An 18163-nucleotide genomic window follows, 5' to 3' on the forward strand; every position below is an offset into this window, starting at 1 on the left:
ACTCAGGGAGTAAAAAAGGGCAATATGCGCCGAATTTCATTATCAGTCTAAGATCCAGGTCGCGGTATCGTTGGTGCGACACGCCTTGCTGGCGCCGCCGACGTCGACGCAAACCTGCTTATTCTTACCGCGCGGGCGAGGGCGATCGCTGCGCAGGGTCGCCTCGTAGCGGCCGCTCTCCACGCCCGCCTTCAGCGGCACGTAGCCAATCAGCGGACCCTCAGCCTGGTCGGCGATCGCCAGCCAGTGATTTTCGACGCTTCCCAGCACCTCAAAGGGTTTCCCGTTCTCCAGGTAGCGCACCACCTTGCCGCCATAGTCGGGCGTGGTCATCACCGACGCCGCATAGAGCGCGCGCCAGGTTTCGTTGACCGGGGTAAATTCGGCAGGCGCAGCGACCGCATGACGATGAACTAACTTCACGCCGTTGACTTCGCTGGTAACCAGCGTGTCATCGGTGACGGACGGCGGCGGCGCTTTACAGCCCGCCAGGGTCAAGGTCGCCAGCAGCATTAACGCAAGACTCTTTTTCACCATGTTCCTCGATTTCATCAGAGTAACTGCATAATACGCCGCCATCGTCATCCTTGTGACGACCTGCGTGCAGCATCATGCCTCTACAGCATCAGCTAAAAAACAGACAAATTACATCAGGATAGTACTCTGCTCAGTCTACCTAAGACTTTTGAGATTTCAAACCATTGCGCTCGCGCTTCAGCCATGCTAGCCGCCCTGAAACCGCTTGCGTAAAAAAGCTGAAAAATACCGCCATTTAGTACAGTTAAAGCAAATTTACTAATGGGCGAGGTAAGCCGATGAATTGTGCAGCAGCGTATTCTGTCACGCGCGCCGATGAATAGGAAATTATTAAATTTTTTTAATTGCTCACCTGACGTAAGGAGGATCGCGCACCGGTAAGCGGCGGTTTATTTTCAGAATATCCGCGCGCGCCCGATCGCATTATTTCCCCAAAGCGGCACGCCTTTTGCTTCGATTTGCCTAAAACACGCGACCCGACACCCGAGGTGACCTCTATGACCGACGCGCTGGCGTATCTCCAGGCATCGCGCGACAGCGACATCGCCAGCCTGCAACGGCTGCTGCATACCGGCCAGCTGATTGCGGCGCTGAGCGAGCTTATTCATCAGCTACAGCGCGAGCGCGGCGCCAGCAATATCTGGATCTGCTCGCAGGGGCGACTGTTCGCCCGTGAGCGGCTGGCGCGTGAGCAGGATGTCAGCGCTGCGACGCAGCGCGTCGCCCAGGCGCTGCCGCCCGCCGTCGCGCATCCCGGCGACAGCCGCTTCTGCAACCTTATCGCCGCCGCGCTGCAGGCGCTGGCGGCGCTCCCCGCCTTGCGCGCGCAGATGCTGGCGGGCGAGCGCGATCAGGCGCAGGCGATGCAGGCGTTCAACGCGGTGATCCGCACGCTGTTGAATCTGGTGTTCGAAGCGGCCGACACCGCCAGCCATCCCGATATCTCGCGCGCGCTGATCGCACTGTTCAGCTTTATGCAGGGCAAAGAGCTGGCGGGGCAGGAGCGCGCCACCGGCTCGGCGGGTTTTGCCGCCGGACGCTTCAGCGACGCCCAGCGGCAGCGCATGGTGGCGCTGATCGCGGCGCAGGAGCAGAGTTTCGCCACCTTCAGCCAGTTCGCCGACGCCGAGGCGCTGGCGCGCTGGCGTCCGCTCGCCTCCGCCAGCCGCGAGGTCGAGCGACTGCGGCGCATCGCCTGCACCTTCGATCAGGCCGAGGAGTCGGGCACGCTGCGCTGGTTTTCCCTGCTCAGCGCCCGCATCGACCAGATGAAAAGCCTGGAGGATCACCTGACCGCCACGCTGATGGCGCGCTGTCGTCAGGCGATTGAGACGGCGCACAGCGAGGCGTCGCCGCCGGTGCCAGCGGCGGACAACAGCTTTAGCCTCTACGTTGGCGGCGCCGACTGGCTGCCGCAGGCGGAGACCCGGCTGCACAGCGACGGGCTGGCGCCGCAGCTTGGCCGCTCGGTGCTGTCGCTGGTGCGCGAGCAGGCGCAGCGCCTGCAGCGGCAGGCGGATGAGCTGGCGACAATGCGCGCCACGCTGGACGAGCGTCGAATCATCGATCAGGCCAAAGCCTGGCTGATGCAGCAGCATCGCTACAGCGAGCAGGACGCCTGGCAGGCGCTGCGCAAAAGCGCCATGAATCAGAACAAACGCGTGATCGATATCGCCCAGGCGGTGCTGGCGGTGGCGGCGATGGCCCAGCCGCCCGCGTCGCCCTGACTACCTCGTGAGAGGTAGATGCACAACCGCTGTGCGCTGAGCGCCTTAGCAAAGTGCATCCGTCAGGCTTAGCCACGCGCCGCGCCGCGTCCGCGCGGCTTCTCCGACCTGGCACGCCTCTTGCTGTGCTTAAAGTGAATTCGCACTTCTTTCGCCAACGGCGGTGAAAAGAGTGCTTTGGATAAAGGCGTCCATCCGCATGCGCAGGCATGTCGGCGGGACGCCTTTTTTTATTCTCTTTTTTCAGGAAGCGAGCGATGAGTCAGACCCCATTTTCCGCCTCACGGCGTAAGTTGTTACTCGCCAGCGCCGCGGCTGGCGGCGCATACCTGCTGCCAGGGCTGCGCAACGCGGTCTGGGCCGCGGGTTCGGACGCGCCGGAAAAGACGAGCCTGCGCGTCGGCTTTATCCCGCTGACCGACTGCGCGCCGGTGGTGATGGCGGCGGTAAAGGGTTTCGATAAGAAGTACGGCCTGACGCTGCAGCCGAGCAAAGAGGCGAGCTGGGCGGCGGTGCGCGACAAGCTCACCTCCGGCGAGCTGGATGCCGCCCATGCGCTTTACGGCATGATCTACGGGCTGCAGCTGGGCGTCGCCGGGCCGCAGCACAACATGGCCAACCTGATGACCCTCAACAATAACGGCCAGGCGATCACGCTCTCCAGCCAGCTACAGGCGCAGGTCGTCACCGACGGTGCCAGCCTGAAGCGGGCGGTGGCGGCGCAGCCGAAAGGCGCTTTCACCTTCGCTCACACCTTTCCCACCAGCACCCACGCCATGTGGCTCTACTACTGGCTGGCCAACGCTGGCATCCATCCCTTCGACGACGTGCGCACGGTCGTGGTGCCGCCGCCGCAGATGGTGATGAACATGAAGATCGGCAATATGAGCGGCTTTTGCGTCGGCGAGCCGTGGAACCAGCGCGCCATCAGCGACCACATCGGCTTCACCGCCGCCACCTCGCAGCAGATCTGGCCGGATCATCCGGAAAAGATCCTCGCCACCCGCGCCGAGTGGGTCGCGGCCAACCCCAACAGCGCCCGCGCGCTCACCGCCGCGGTGCTGGAGGCGGCGCGCTGGATCGACGCCTCGGACGACAACCGACGCGAAACCGCCGCAGTGCTGGCGCAGCGCGCCTGGATCAACACCAAAGTCGACACGCTGGAAGGGCGCATGCTCGGCCAGTACCAGAACGGCCTCGGCAAAAGCTGGCAGGACGCGCACCCGATGCGCTTCTTCCGCGACGGCGCGGTGAGCTTTCCCTGGCTCTCCGACGGCATGTGGTTTCTGACGCAGATGAAACGCTGGGGCATGCTCAGCGCCGAGCCGGACTATCTGGCGGTGGCGCGGCAGATCAACCGTATCGACATCTATAAACAGGCGGCGTCCGCCATCGGTAACGTCGCGCTGCCGCAAAGCGAACTGCGCAGCAGCACCCTGATCGACGGCAACGTCTGGGACGGCAGCAATCCTGCCGCCTACGCCGCCGGTTTCGCCCTGAAACGATAAGCGAGGCAAACATGAAAAAAACCGCTCAGATCATCGCGCCCGCGGCCAGCGCGCCGGCGACCGTCGTCACCCTTAATATTACGCCGAAGCCCGCGCCGCGCCCGGCGCGCCTGCGTCCGCTGATTCAGCGGCTGATCCCGGCGCTGTGCGGCGGGCTGCTGATGCTGCTGGTGTGGCAGATCGCCGCGCTCTGGAGCAGCGGCTTTCCGACGCCCTACGCCACCTGGCAGGCGGCGCAGGTGCTGTTCGCCGATCCCTTCTATAACGCCGGTCCGAACGATCAGGGCATCGGCTGGAACGTGCTCGCCTCGCTGCAGCGCGTCGCCGTCGGCTTTGGCCTGGCGGCGCTGGTGGGAATTCCCGCCGGTTTTTTGCTCGGGCGCTTCACCTTTGTGGCGCGCATGTTCAACCCGATTATCGCGCTGCTGCGCCCGGTCAGCCCGCTCGCCTGGCTGCCTATTGGCCTGCTGCTGTTTCAGCGCGCCGAACCCGCCTCGAGCTGGACCATTTTTATCTGCTCGATCTGGCCGATGGTGATCAACACCGCCGAAGGGGTGCAGCGCATTCCGCAGGACTACCTCAACGTAGCGCGCGTGCTGCAGCTGTCGGAGTGGACGGTGATGCGCCGCATCCTGTTTCCCGCCGTGCTGCCGGCGGTGCTGACCGGCGTGCGGCTGTCGATCGGCATCGCCTGGCTGGTGATCGTCGCCGCCGAAATGCTCACCGGCGGCCTCGGCATCGGCTTCTGGATCTGGAATGAGTGGAACAACCTCAATGTGGAAAACATCCTCATCGCCATCCTGATTATCGGCGTGGTGGGGCTGTTGCTGGAGCAGGGCCTGATGCTGCTGGCCCGCCGTTTTGCCTGGGATAAATAAGGAGCCGCTATGTCACCGATTATTCGCGTTCAGCAGGTCAGCCAGCGTTTCACCACCGCGGGCGGCGACTTTATCGCCCTCGACAACGTCTCGTTCGATATCCATGAGGGAGAGACCCTCAGCCTGATCGGCCACTCTGGCTGCGGCAAATCAACGCTGCTTAATCTGATCGCCGGGCTGACCGCGCCGAGCAGCGGCGTGCTGCTGTGCGACAACCGCGAAATCGCCGGGCCAGGGCCGGCGCGCGCGGTGGTGTTTCAGAACCACTCGCTGCTGCCCTGGCTCACCGCCTGGCAGAACGTCGAGCTGGCGGTGGATCAGGTGTTTCAGCAGAGCATGAGCAAGGCGGAAAGAGCGGAGTGGATCGAGCACAACCTCAATCAGGTGCAGATGAGCCACGCGATGCACAAGCGGCCCGGCGAGATCTCCGGCGGCATGAAGCAGCGCGTCGGCATTGCGCGCGCGCTGGCGATGAAACCGCGCGTGCTGCTGCTCGACGAGCCGTTCGGCGCGCTCGACGCCCTGACGCGCGCCCATCTGCAGGAGAGCGTGATGCGCATCCAGCAGGCGCTTAACACCACCATCGTGCTGATCACCCACGACGTCGACGAGGCGGTGCTGCTCTCCGATCGGGTGCTGATGATGACCAACGGCCCGGCGGCGAAGGTGGGCGAGATCCTGAACGTCGATCTCCCGAGGCCGCGCTCACGCGTGGCGCTGGCGGACGAGCCGCGCTACCACCAGCTGCGCCAGCAGGTGCTGCATTTTCTGTATGAAAAACAGACCGCAGCCTGAGGAGCGGCAGATGAAGCAACGGCTGCTGGTGGTGGGCAACGGCATGGCGGGGATGCGCATGGTCGAGCGCCTGCTGCATCTCGCGCCGCATCGCTACGCCATCACGGTGATCGGGCGCGAGCCGCACGGCAACTACAACCGCGTGCTGCTGTCGCCGGTGCTGGCGGGCGAGAAGGCTTTCGAGGAGACGCTGATCCATCCGCGCGACTGGTACACGGCCAACGGCGTCACGCTGCTGGCGGGCGAAACGGCGCAGCGCGTCGATCTGGCGGCGCGTCGGCTCGACACCGACCGGCGCGCGCTCGGCTGGGATCGGCTGGTATTCGCCACCGGATCGCGGCCGCGGCTGCCCGCCATTCCCGGCATTGAGCGGCCGCAGGTGAGAGGCTTTCGCAGCAAAGCGGACGTCGACGCGCTGCTGGCGGGCGCAGGGCCGGTGGTGGTGCTGGGCGGCGGCTTTCTCGGCATCGAAGCGGCCGCCGCGCTGCAGGCTCAGAGGCGCGACGTCACGCTGCTGCACCACAAGGCCTGGCTGCTGGATCGCCAGCTCGACGCCCATGCGGGCGCGCTGCTCCTCGCGCAGCTCCGCGCGCGCGGTCTGCACGTGGCGCTCAACAGCGGGCTGGCGGCAGTAACGGAAACCGGCGTGCAGCTGACTGACGGCCGCACGCTGCCCGCCGCGCAGGTGGTGATCGCCATCGGCGTCGAGCCGGAGATCGCCGTCGCGGCGGCGGCGGGCGTGCCCTGTCGGCGCGGCATTGTAGTGGACCGCCAGCTGCGCAGCGCGCTGCCCGACGTCTACGCCCTCGGCGAGTGCTGTGAAATCGGCGGCGACACCACAGGCCTGGTAGCGCCCTGTCTGGCGCAGGCAGAGGTGCTGGCGGCGCAGCTGGCCGGCCAGCCGGTGGCGGATTTCCGCTATCAGGAGAGCGGCACCCGGCTCAAGGTGAGCGGCATTTCGCTGTTCAGCGCGGGCGATATCCGCGAGGCGGAGAGCTGCGTCAGCGTCGATCCGCTCTCCGGCGACTATCGCCGCCTGTTTCTGCGCGACGGCCGCCTGCGCGGCATCGTGCTCTACGGCGACTGCCAGCAGGCGGCGCCGCTGCTGGCGAAGCTGCAGGCGGGCGAGCGCGCCGCGCTGCACACCCTTTTTGATAATCAACCTGAACCGCAGCCGCAGGCTGCAGGAAGCCTGATGATGAGTAAACCGGTATTAGCCGTGGTCGGCCACGGCATGGTCAGCCACCACTTTCTCGAACAGCTGGTGGCGCGCGCGCTGCATCGGCGCTATCACATCGTGGTCTACGGCGACGAGCGGCTGCCCGCCTACGACCGCGTGCATCTGTCATCTTACTTTGACGGCAAAAGCGCCGCCGATCTGTCGCTGGTGGGCGATAACTTCTTTGCCGACCACGGCATCGAACTGCGCAGCGACTGCCGCGTGGTCGCCATCGATCGCCAGCGGCGCAGCCTGCGCGACAGCCACGGCAGCGAACTGGCGTGGGACAAGCTGGTGATCGCCACCGGCTCGCGCGCCTTTGTGCCGCCGATCCCCGGCCATGACGACGCCCACTGTTTCGTCTACCGCACGCTGGAGGATCTCGACGCCATCTCCGCGCGCGCGCGCCACAGCCGACGCGGCGTGGTGATCGGCGGCGGCCTGCTGGGGCTGGAGGCGGCCAACGCGCTGCGCCAGCTCGGGCTGGAAACCCACGTGGTAGAGTTCGCGCCGCGCCTGATGGCGGTGCAGCTGGACGGCGGCGGCGCGCAGATGCTGCGGCGCAAAATTGAGGCGCTTGGCGTGCAGGTGCACACCGCGAAGCAGACGCAGACCATCGACCGCGAGGCGGACGGCAGCCTGACGCTGCACTTTGCTGACGGCGAGACGCTGAACAGCGATCTGGTGCTCTTCTCGGCGGGCATTCGCCCGCGCGACGAGCTGGCGCGCGAGGCGGGGCTAACCCTCGGCCCGCGCGGCGGCATTGAGATAAACGACCTGTGCCAGACCAGCGACAGCGAGGTTTACGCCATCGGCGAATGCGCGCTGTGGAACGGGCAGATCTTCGGCCTGGTCGCGCCGGGCTACCAGATGGCGCGCGTGCTGGCCGGACACCTCGCCGACGAGGCGAGCGCCTTTCGCGGCGCGGATATGAGCACCCGGCTCAAGCTGCTCGGCGTCGAGGTCGCCTCGTTCGGCGACGCGCACGGCCGCACGGCGGGCAGCCAGAGCCTCTACTGGACCGACGAACCCAAAGGCGTCTACAAAAAAATCGTGGTGTGCGCCGAGGGCAAAGCCCTGCTGGGCGGCGTGCTGGTGGGCGACAGCGGCGACTACAGCACGCTGCTGCAGATGATGCTTAACCAGATGGCGCTGCCCGCCGCGCCGGAGAGCCTGATCCTGCCCGCGCTGTCGGACGCGCCGTCAACGGGGCTGGGCGTGGCGGCGCTGCCTGACAGCGCGCAGCTCTGCTCCTGCCACAACGTCAGCAAGGGCGACATCTGCGCGGCGGTGCAGGGCGGCTGTAGCGATATGGCGGCGGTGAAGCAGTGCACCCGCGCGGCCACCGGCTGCGGCGGCTGCGCGGCGCTGGTGAAGCAGGTGATGGAGCATCAGCTGGCGACCCTCGGCGTCGAGGTGAAGAAAGATATCTGCGAACATTTTGCCTTTTCACGTCAGGAGCTGTACCACCTGATGCGCGTCGGCGAGCTGAAAAGCTGGGAGGCGCTGCTGGCGGCGCACGGGCGCGGCCACGGCTGCGAGGTCTGCAAGCCGCTGGCGGCGTCGCTGCTCGCCTCCTGCTGGAACAACTATCTGCTGAAACCGGCGCACCTGCCGCTGCAGGATACCAACGATCGCTACTTCGCCAATATCCAGAAAGATGGCAGCTACTCCGTGGTGCCGCGCGTGCCGGGCGGCGAGATCACGCCGCAGGGGCTGATCGCCATCGGCGAGGTGGCGGCGCGCTACGATCTCTACACCAAAATCACCGGCGGCCAGCGTATCGACCTTTTCGGCGCGCGGCTCGATCAGCTGCCCGCCATCTGGGAGGCGCTGCTGGCGGCGGGCTTTGAGACCGGGCACGCCTACGGCAAATCGCTGCGCACGGTGAAATCGTGCGTTGGCTCCAGCTGGTGCCGCTACGGCGTGCAGGACTCCACCGCCTTCGCCATCGCGCTGGAGCAGCGCTACAAGGGGCTGCGCGCGCCGCACAAGATCAAGATGGCGGTGTCGGGCTGCACCCGCGAATGCGCCGAGGCGCAGAGCAAGGATATCGGCGTCATCGCCACCGACAAAGGCTGGAACCTCTACGTCTGCGGCAACGGCGGCATGAAGCCGCGCCACGCCGATCTCTTCGCCAGCGACCTCGACGACGAGACGCTGATGCGCTACGTCGACCGCCTGCTGATGTTCTACGTGCGCACCGCCGACCGGCTGCAGCGCACCAGCGTCTGGCTGGATAACCTCGAGGGCGGGCTGGATTACCTGCGTCAGGTGGTGATTGACGACAGCCTTGGCATAGCAGCGACGCTGGAGGCGGAGATGCAGCAGGTGGTCGCCAGCTACCAGTGCGAATGGCGAACTACGCTGGCGGATCCGTCGCGTCGCGCGCTGTTTACCGCCGCGCTCAACGGAGAGGGGGCGGAGGAGTCGCTGCCTTACCATCGCGTGCGCGACCAGCGTCAGCCCGCCGCCCAGCCGCATATCCCGCTGCGGCAGCTGCCCGCCGAGCCCTGGAGCGCGCTGTGCGATCTTGAAGCAGTGCCGCCGCAGGCGGGCATCGGCGCGCGCCTCGGCAGCGAGCGCATCGCGCTGTTCCGCTTCGGCGACGATCTCTACGCGCTGGAGGATCGCGAACCCGGCAGCGAGGTCAGCGTGCTGTCGCGCGGCATCCTCGGCGACGTGGCGGGCGAGCCGGTGGTGATTTCGCCGCTCTATAAGCAGCGCGTGCGGCTGCGCGACGGCCAGAGCCTCGACAATCCGCAGCACCAGCTGCGCTGCTGGCCGGTGAAGCTGGAAGCGGGGCGCATCTGGGTGGCGAACCGCCCCCTTAACCTGATGGCGGAAGCGTCATGAACACCACCTGTCCCTACTGCGGCGTCGGCTGCGGCGTCAGCGTGCGCGACGACGGCAGCGTCGCGGGCGACGTCAGCCATCCGGCCAACCTTGGCCGCCTGTGCGTCAAAGGCGCGGCGCTGGGCGAAACCCTGAACGCCAGCGGGCGGCTGCTTTGGGCGCAGGTGGATGGCGCGCGCGCGCCGCTGGAAACGGCACTGGAGAGCGCCGCCGCGCGGCTGCGCGCCATTATCGACCAGCACGGCCCTGACGCGGTGGCGATCTACGCTTCAGGGCAGCTGCTCACCGAGGATTACTACGTCGCCAACAAGCTGATGAAGGGCTATATCGGCGCGGCCAACATCGACACCAACTCGCGGCTCTGCATGGCCTCGGCGGTGGTGGGCTACAAGCGCGCCTTCGGCGCAGACGCGGTGCCCTGCTGCTATGAGGATTTCGCCGCGGCGGATCTGGTGGTGCTGGTCGGCTCCAACGCCGCCTGGACCCATCCGGTGGCCTATCAGCGGCTGGTGCAGGCGAAGCAGCAGCGTCCGGCGCTGCGCGTGGTGGTGATCGATCCACGCCGCACCGCCAGCGCCGATCTGGCGGATCGTTATCTGCCGCTGCGGCCGGGCAGCGACGGCGCGCTGTTCAGCGGCCTGCTCCACTGGCTGGCGCAGCATGACGGCATCGACAGCAGCATGCTGCCGCACCTGAACGGGGTGGCGGAGACGCTTGAGGCGGCGCAGCCCTGGACGCTGGCGCGCGTCGCCGCGGTGTGCGAGCTGGAGGAGGCGGCGCTGGCGGACTTCTACCGGCTGTTTACCCGCTGCGAGCGCGTGCTGACGCTCTGGTGCATGGGCGTCAACCAGTCGGCGACCGGCAGCGACACCAACAACGCCATCCTTAACGTGCATCTGCTGAGCGGCAAGCTGGGCCGCGCGGGCTGCGGGCCCTTTTCGCTGACCGGTCAGCCCAACGCCATGGGCGGCCGCGAAGTGGGCGGGCTGGCGAACCAGCTGGCGGCGCATATGGGCTTTAGCGACGCGGAGTGCGACCGGCTGCAGCGCTTCTGGCGCAGCCCGACGGTGGCGCGGCGGCCCGGCCTGACCGCCGTTGCGCTGTTTGAGGCGGTGGCGCGCGGCGAGGTCAAAGCGGTATGGATCCTCGGCACCAATCCGGCGGTATCGATGCCGGAGGGCAACCGCGTGGCGCAGGCGCTGGCCGCCTGTCCACTGGTGATCGTCTCCGACGTCATGGCGCACACCGACACCACCGCCTTCGCCGATATTCTGCTGCCCGCGCTCGGCTGGGGCGAGAAAAACGGCACCGTCACCAACTCCGAGCGGCGCCTGTCGCGCCAGCGCGCCTTTGTGCCGCCGCCCGGTGAGGCGAAGCCGGACTGGTGGCTGCTGGCGCAGGTGGCGCAGCGGCTCGGCTTCGGCGACGCCTTTGGCTGGACCCATCCGGCGCAGATATTTCGCGAACACGCCGCGCTCTCCGGCTTTGAAAATCATGGACAGCGCGCCTTCGACATCAGCGGGCTGGCGCAGCTCAGCGACGCGCAGTGGGATCGGCTGCAGCCGGTGCAGTGGCCGGTCAACGCGCGCTTTCCCGACGGCTGCGCCCGGCTGTTCGGCGATCGGCATTTTTACCATAGCGACGGCAAAGCGCGGCTGCTGCCCTGCGCCGCGCCCGCCGCGACGCCGGTCAGCGCGGCGCTGCCGCTGCTGATGAACAGCGGGCGCATTCGCGATCAGTGGCACACCATGACGCGCACCGGCGCGGTGGCGCGACTGATGCAGCATATCGACGAGCCCTTTATCGCCCTGCATCCGGCGACGGCGCAGCGCTGGGGCCTCGCCAGCGGCGACCTGGCGCGCGTGCAGTCGGCGCACGGCTGGATGGCGGCGCGTGTACGCCTCGACAGCGGCATGCGGCTCAACGAGCTCTTTGCGCCGATGCACTGGAACCGTCAGTTCGCGCTGCAGAGCAGCGTCGACGCGCTGGTGGCGGCGCGCGGCTGTCCCCATTCGGGACAGCCCGCCTTCAAACAGACGGCGGTGCGCCTGGCGCCGCTGCGCGCCGACTGGCAGGGCTGGCTGTGGCAGCGCGACATCGCCGCGCCCGACGGCGTGCGCTACTGGGCGCGCGCGCCGCAGGCAGGCGCGCAGCGACTGACGCTGGCGGGCGACGGCACCGCGCATGACTGGGCGCAGGCGCAGCTGGCGACCCAGGGAATGAAGCTGCAGCAGGCCGTGGGGGCCGCCGGAGAGTACCGGCTGCTGGCGTGGCGCGACGGCGCGTTACAGCTGGCGTTCTACGCCGCGCCGCGTTTGCCGACCCTCGATCAGGATCTGATCGCCGCCGCCTTCCGCGCGCCGCCTGGCGACGCCGCCGGGCGTTTTGCGCTGCTGGCGGGCCGCGCGGCGCAGAGCAGCGGCACAGGCCGCATCATCTGCAGCTGCTTCGGCGTCGGCGAAAACGCTATCCGCCAGGCGATCGCGCAGGGCTGCGACTCCCCGGCGGCGCTGGGCACCACGCTAAAGTGCGGCACCAACTGCGGCTCCTGCCTGCCTGAACTGAAACAACTGTTAGTCACGCCGGCCACGGCGTAACGGAGAAGCTAATGACCTGTGCAATCGAAACACTGAATACACTGCTGGCGAACGGTCAGGGAGAGGGGCGCGTCTGGCTGGTGGGCGCCGGTCCGGGCGACGTCGAGCTGCTGACGGTAAAAGCGCTACGGCTGCTACACCAGGCGGAGGTGGTGGTCTATGACCGGCTGGTGAGCGAGGCGGTGATGGCGGAGGTGCCGGCCTCGGCGATCTGCATCGACGTCGGCAAGCAGCCGGGCCGTCACGGGCTGAAGCAGGGCGAGATCAATCAGCTGCTGGCGGATCTGGCGCGCGGCGGCCGCGAGGTGGTGCGCCTGAAAGGGGGCGATCCCTTTATCTTCGGGCGCGGCGGCGAGGAGCTGGCGTTTCTGCAGCAGGCGCAGGTGCGCTGCGAGGTGGTGCCGGGCATTACCGCCGCGGTTGGCTGCGCCGCCGCCAGCACTATCCCGCTGACGCACCGCGACTGCGCCCAGTCGCTGCGCTTGATCACCGGCCACGGCAAACTCGGCGAGCCGCGGCTGGCGGAGCAGGCGCTGAGCGACCCGCGCGAGACGCTGGTGTTCTATATGGGGCTGCGCTGGAGCGCGTCGATCGCCGAACAGCTACAGCGCCAGGGGCGCGCGGGCGAGACGCCGGTGGCCATTATCGAGAACGGCACGCGTGCGGATCAGCGGGTGCTGATCACCACGCTGGCGGCGCTGGCAGAGACGGTGGCGCAGCAGCAGCCGGTGTCACCGTCGCTGCTGATCGTCGGCGAGGTGGTGCGCTACGCCGCCGCCGCGCAGCCCGCCGCGGCCGCCGCACAGGCCTAAACCGCGCGCCGCTGCGCCTGCGGCAGCGACGCCACCAGCACGTTGACGCCAAGCGCCTCGAAGGCGGCGATCTGCGCCGCGCTGATGCCGTCATCGGTGATCAGATAGTGGATATGGCTCCAGTCGCAGGGCAGCGCGAACATCGACACCTTGTCGATTTTGCTGGAGTCCGCCACCACGTAGACCTGGCTGGCGGATTTAATCATCGCCATTTTTACTTTGATGTCGGTCTCGCTGGGAAAGCTGAGGCCGAGGCGCGGCGAGATGCAGGCGGTGGCGAGAAACAGCTTTTCCGCCAGCACGTTTTCAAAAAAATTCGCCGCCTTTTCGCCGGAGGTGGACAGCGTTGGGAACTTAAAGGTGCCGCCGGTCAGCAGGATGTTGATGCCTGGCTCGCCGCCCAGCTTGAGGGCGATATTCACCGCCGTGGTGACCACTGACAGGCGGCGAATATGGCCAATCGCTTCGGCAATGGCGGTGGTGGTGGTGCCCGAATCGAAAATCACCGTGTCGCCGTTTTCGATATGCTGCGCCGCCAGCCGGCCAATCGCCTCTTTCTCCTCCAGATGGGTCTGCCGCTCCAGCAGCAGCGCCCCGGTATTCTGCTTGCCGGTCATCAGGGTGGCGCCGCCGTGATAGCGCTGCACAAACCCCTGCTTTTGCAGCATTCTCAGGTCGGTGCGGATGGTGGCCTCCGTCAGGCCGAACGCCTCCGTCAGCGCCTTCACCGTCACCGTGCCGTCTTCGCGGATCATCTCCAGGATCTTTTCGCGGCGCTGCTGCATATCGGCAAGCTGCTCAGTTTTGCTTTTCAATCGAAATGCTCCCTCTTTTCAACCACGGTCGTTTCTGGCGAACAGGCGCCTGTCGCTGAGTTTACCCCGCACTTTTGGCGATTGCGAGACGGCTCGGTGGTGCTTTTATTTTCGAACGAAAATGATATATGCGCATGTTGTTGAATGTGCTGGGTTCGCGCAGCGCCTTTATCCATGCGGCTTGTTAGCATTACCGCTGATTGCACGGCAAAACAAGGGGATAAAATTTATTTTTGCGAGGTGTATGAAATTTGATCTCACCCACATACCGTATCGATTCGATAGCATATATTTTTGTTCGAAAATGAATGATTCCTTTGCGGCCAGTAAAAAATCACGGTTATCGGGCGCGGCCGCCCGGCACCACTCAGGAGAAACACAGATGAGCAGCGAATATGACGTAAACCTGCGCTACGGCGTCGACAGCAGCCTGGATCTCGGCGGCAAAGTGGCGGTGGTCACCGGCGGACTGGGCGGCATCGCCATGGCGAGCAACGAGATGCTGCTGGCGAAAGGGGCGCGTCTGGCGCTGCTCTATCCCCCTTTTGAGGCGGAGAAAGTCGCCAGCCTGCGCGACGGCTTCGACGCCGATAAGGTGCAGTTCGTCGAGTGCGACGTCACCGATCCCGCCTCGGTGGAAAGGGCGTTCAACGCGGTGGCGCAGCACTACGGGCAGATCGACATTCTGGTCAACTGCGCCGGCTACGTGATGCTGCAGCCGGTGCTGGAGACCGACTTCGCCGAATGGCAGAAGCAGATCGCCGTCAACCTCACCGGGCCGTTTCTCTGCGCCCAGGCGGCGGGCAAACGCATGGTGGCAGCGGGCAACGGCGGCAAGATTATCAACATCGCCTCGCAGGCCGCCTCTATCGCCATCGACAACCACGTCGCCTACACCTCGGCGAAGGCGGGCCTGCTCGGCATGACCAAAGTGATGGCGAAAGAGTTTGCCCCGCACCGCATCAACGTCAACACCCTGTCGCCCACCGTGGTGCTGACGCCGATGGGCGAAAAAGCCTGGCGCGGCGAGAAGGGCGAACAGATGAAAAAGCTGATCCCGCTAGGACGCTTCGCCTACACCGACGAAATCGCCGCCGCCGTGCTGTTTTTCGCCAGCAACGGCAGCGACATGATTACCGGCGCCGATCTGATGATCGATGGCGGTTTTACCATCTGGTAATGCAGCACCACACCCGTACAGCGTCACAACCCTACACATAGAAGAGAGAACCTCACCATGACAATCCGCTCCCTGTTGTGCACCGCGATCGCCGCCAGCCTCTTCTCTAGCGCCGGCTTCGCGGCGGAGAAAGGCACCATCATGATCCTCGTTAACTCGCTGGATAATCCCTATTACGCCTCGGAAGCCAAAGGCGCCAACCTCAAGGCGCAGGCGCTGGGCTACAAAACCTCGGTGCTGTCGCACGGCGAAGACGTCAAGAAGCAGAGCGAGCTGATCGACGCCGCCATCGGCAAAAAGGTGCAGGGCATTATTCTCGACAACGCCGACTCTACCGCCAGCGTGGCGGCGATCAAAAAAGCCAAAGCGGCCGGCATCCCGGTGGTGCTGATCAACCGCGAGATCCCGGTGGATGACGTGGCGCTGGAGCAGATCACCCATAACAACTTCCAGGCCGGCTCCGACGTCGCCACCGTGTTCGTTGAGAAGATGGGCGAGAAGGGCAAATACGCCGAGCTGACCTGCAACCTGGCGGATAACAACTGCGTCACGCGTTCGAAATCCTTCCATCAGGTGCTGGATCAGTATCCCGATATGCAGAGCGTGGCGCGTCAGGACGCGAAAGGCACCCTGATCGACGGCAAGCGCATTATGGACAGCATCCTGCAGGCGCACCCCGATGTGAAAGGGGTGATCTGCGGCAACGGGCCAGTGGCGCTGGGCGCTATTGCCGCGCTGAAGGCGGCGGGGCGCGACGACGTTACCGTGGTGGGCATCGACGGCAGCAACGACGAGCGCGACGCGGTGAAAGCCGGCACGCTGAAAGCCACGGTGATGCTGCAGGCGCAGGCCATCGCCGCCCAGGGCGTTACCGATCTGGACAACTTCATTCAGAAAGGCACTAAACCGGCGAAGCAGCGCGTGATGTTCCGCGGCATCCTGATCACGCCGGACAACGCCAGCGGCGTGCAGGACTTCAACTTTAAGTCGTAATCACTCGCAGCGGCGCCCGTGCTCGACGGGCGTCAGGAGAATCGAATGGACAGACGACTCTGGCTTCTGCTGCCGATGATGGTGCTCGGCGGTTGCCGCATTGTGTCGCAGCAGGAGCTGGCGGATCTGAAAAATCCGCCCAACCCGAAAATGGCGAATATCGCCCAGACCTGGCGCGAGCAGCTGGTGCCGCAGGTGCAGCACGACGCGAAACCGGCGGCAGCGCTGCTGCAGGCGCTGCAGGCAGAGAAAGATTTCGACGCCGCCTGCCGCACGCTGGGCTACCGCAGTCAGGCGGAAAATCCCTGCATCTTTAGCGTCAGCGTCAGCGGTGAGGTGACGGCGCTCAACACCACCTCGCGCAACGGCCGCATGACGGTGAAAACCGCCGCCGGCGACAGCGTAACGGTGCAGACCGGCCCGATTATCCCCGGCACCGCGCTGCGCGACGCCTACAAGGGTGCCAGCTATCAGGACTTCAACGATCAGGTGCTGTTCGGCGACTACGGCCGCGCCATCAATCAGCAGGCCGCCGATATGATGGCGGCGTTCAAACCGAAGGTCGGCGACAGGGTTCAGCTGATGGGCGTGTTCAGCAGCTGGGACGTGCCGCAGCAGATCCCGAACGTGACGCCCGTCGCCATCGCGCGGCAGTAAGGAGCGGCTATGCATAATCCACAAGCGGACGCGGTCAGCGAGGTGATCATCGAGACGCGCAACTTGTCGCGCATCTATCCCGGCGTCACCGCGCTCGATCAGGTCAACTACCGCGTCTACCGCAACAAGGTCAACGTGCTGATCGGCGAAAACGGCGCGGGCAAATCCACCATGATGAAGATGCTGGCCGGCGTGGAGACGCCCTCCAGCGGCGAGATCCTGCTCGACGGCCAGCCGGTGACGCTCGCCTCGACCCATCAGGCGGAAAAACAGGGCATTAGCATTATCTTTCAGGAGCTGAACCTGTTCCCCAATATGAACGTGATGGACAACATCTTTATCGCCAACGAGTTCTTCCAGCGCGGCACCATCAACGAGAAGTATCAGTATGCGCTGGCGAAGTCGCTGCTGGAGCGGCTGGAGCTGGATGTCGACCCCTACGCGCCGCTCGGCGAACTGGGCATCGGCCATCAGCAGCTGGTGGAGATCGCGCGCGCGCTCTCGAAAGATACGCGCGTGCTGATTATGGACGAGCCGACCAGCGCGCTCAGCCAGTCAGAGGTGCGGGTGCTGTTCAATGTGATCGACCAGCTGAAGCGGCGCGGCGTCACCATTATCTATATCTCCCACCGGCTGGAGGAGCTGATGGAGATCGGCGACCACATCACCATCTTCCGCGACGGCCGCTTTATCAGCGAGCGCGAGGTGCGCGACGCCAGCGTGCCCTGGATTATTGAGCAGATGGTTGGCGACAAGAAAAAGCACTTCGACTATCAGGCGGCGCCGCAGGGGGAGACGGTGCTGGAGGTGAGCGGCCTGACCGCGCTGCACCAGAACGGCGGCTACCGCCTCAACGACGTCAGCTTCTCGCTGCGCAAAGGGGAAGTGATCGGCATTTACGGCCTGCTGGGCGCCGGGCGCACCGAGCTGTTCAAGGGGCTGATCGGGTTGATGCACTGTCAGTCGGGCAAGGTGCGGCTGGCGGGCAGCGCGCTGGAGCGCAGCAGCTTTCAGCAGCGGCTGAAGCGCGGCATCGCGCTGGTGCCGGAGGATCGCCAGGGCGAAGGGGTGGTGCAGCTGATGTCGATCACCGCCAATATGACCCTGACCGACCTCAGCCTGCGCGGCTTTCGCCGCGCGCTGCGGCTGCTGCGTCCGGCGCAGGAGAAGCGGCGCGTGGACGAAATGATCGGGCACCTGGCGATCAAGGTCAGCGATCCCGAACTGCCGATCACCTCGCTGAGCGGCGGCAACCAGCAGAAGGTGGTGCTGGGCAAGGCGCTGATGACCGGGCCGCAGGTGGTGCTGCTGGATGAGCCGACGCGCGGCATCGACGTTGGCGCAAAAACCGACGTTTATCACCTGATCGGCACGCTGGCGCAGCAGGGGCTGGCGGTGATGTTCTCTTCGTCCGAGCTGGATGAGGTAATGGCGCTGGCGGACCGCGTGCTGGTGATGGCCGACGGACGCATTACCGCCGATTTATCCCGCGCCGACGCCACGCGCGAGAAACTGATTACGGCCTCGACGCCGCATGACTAAGCCGCCGGTTTCACAGGCATGACGGGCGATCGCCTGCTGGAGAAATG

The 18163-nt window shown here is 65.7% G+C and carries 13 protein-coding genes; 11 read left to right on the plus strand and 2 right to left on the minus strand.

The annotated features are described in order from the left end of the window. Positions 1-42 precede the first annotated feature (42 nt). Positions 43-537, minus strand: coding sequence for an SH3 domain-containing protein (locus B2J69_RS05655; RefSeq protein ID WP_174580891.1), 495 nt, complete (start codon positions 535-537; stop codon positions 43-45). 497 nt (positions 538-1034) lie between these two features. On the opposite strand from B2J69_RS05655, the gene B2J69_RS05660 reads away from it, so the two are divergent. From B2J69_RS05660 to cobA, 7 genes are all read left to right on the plus strand, one after another. Further along, positions 1035-2264: a nitrate regulatory protein gene (locus B2J69_RS05660; RefSeq protein WP_081137223.1), complete on the plus strand. Its 1230-nt coding sequence runs from the start codon at positions 1035-1037 to the stop codon at positions 2262-2264. A 257-nt stretch (positions 2265-2521) separates the two neighbouring features. Further along, a complete protein-coding gene (locus B2J69_RS05665) occupies positions 2522-3772 on the plus strand; it encodes a CmpA/NrtA family ABC transporter substrate-binding protein (RefSeq protein ID WP_081137225.1) in 1251 nt (416 codons plus the stop codon). A gap of 11 nt (positions 3773-3783) precedes the next feature. Continuing rightward, the gene (ntrB, locus tag B2J69_RS05670; protein WP_081137227.1) at positions 3784-4650 is read left to right on the plus strand and encodes a nitrate ABC transporter permease; all 867 of its coding nucleotides are present in this window, start codon (positions 3784-3786) and stop codon (positions 4648-4650) included. A gap of 9 nt (positions 4651-4659) precedes the next feature. Next, complete coding sequence (locus B2J69_RS05675) at positions 4660-5445, plus strand: ABC transporter ATP-binding protein (RefSeq protein ID WP_081137229.1); 786 nt, start codon at positions 4660-4662, stop codon at positions 5443-5445. A 10-nt stretch (positions 5446-5455) separates the two neighbouring features. Further along, positions 5456-9520, plus strand: a complete 4065-nt coding sequence (nirB, locus tag B2J69_RS05680) for a nitrite reductase large subunit NirB (protein ID WP_081137231.1) — start codon at positions 5456-5458, stop codon at positions 9518-9520. Continuing rightward, complete coding sequence (locus B2J69_RS05685) at positions 9517-12117, plus strand: nitrate reductase (RefSeq protein WP_081137233.1); 2601 nt, start codon at positions 9517-9519, stop codon at positions 12115-12117. Before nirB ends, B2J69_RS05685 begins: the two co-directional genes overlap by 4 nt. Before the next feature lie 11 nt (positions 12118-12128). After that, positions 12129-12929 (plus strand): uroporphyrinogen-III C-methyltransferase, encoded by an 801-nt coding sequence (gene cobA / locus B2J69_RS05690; protein ID WP_081137235.1) that lies wholly within the window; start codon positions 12129-12131, stop codon positions 12927-12929. Here the strand turns inward: cobA and B2J69_RS05695 are convergent. Next, positions 12926-13744 (minus strand): DeoR/GlpR family DNA-binding transcription regulator, encoded by an 819-nt coding sequence (locus tag B2J69_RS05695; protein ID WP_081137237.1) that lies wholly within the window; start codon positions 13742-13744, stop codon positions 12926-12928. The genes cobA and B2J69_RS05695 overlap by 4 nt on opposite strands. A gap of 382 nt (positions 13745-14126) precedes the next feature. Between B2J69_RS05695 and B2J69_RS05700 the strand changes: the two genes are divergently transcribed. From B2J69_RS05700 to B2J69_RS05715, 4 genes are read left to right on the plus strand one after another with little or no spacing between them, the layout of a single operon-like run. Then, a complete protein-coding gene (locus tag B2J69_RS05700; protein WP_081137239.1) occupies positions 14127-14924 on the plus strand; it encodes a GolD/DthD family dehydrogenase in 798 nt (265 codons plus the stop codon). 57 nt (positions 14925-14981) lie between these two features. After that, complete coding sequence (locus tag B2J69_RS05705; protein WP_081137241.1) at positions 14982-15917, plus strand: D-ribose ABC transporter substrate-binding protein; 936 nt, start codon at positions 14982-14984, stop codon at positions 15915-15917. A 45-nt stretch (positions 15918-15962) separates the two neighbouring features. Then, positions 15963-16574 carry a DUF2291 family protein gene (locus B2J69_RS05710; RefSeq protein ID WP_081137243.1) on the plus strand — a complete coding sequence of 204 codons (612 nt, stop codon included), beginning with the start codon at positions 15963-15965 and terminating at the stop codon, positions 16572-16574. A gap of 9 nt (positions 16575-16583) precedes the next feature. Beyond that, positions 16584-18116 carry a sugar ABC transporter ATP-binding protein gene (locus tag B2J69_RS05715; RefSeq protein ID WP_081137245.1) on the plus strand — a complete coding sequence of 511 codons (1533 nt, stop codon included), beginning with the start codon at positions 16584-16586 and terminating at the stop codon, positions 18114-18116. Positions 18117-18163: the final 47 nt, after the last annotated feature.

This window comes from Pantoea latae (assembly GCF_002077695.1).
Classification (GTDB): Bacteria; Pseudomonadota; Gammaproteobacteria; order Enterobacterales; family Enterobacteriaceae; genus Pantoea; species Pantoea latae.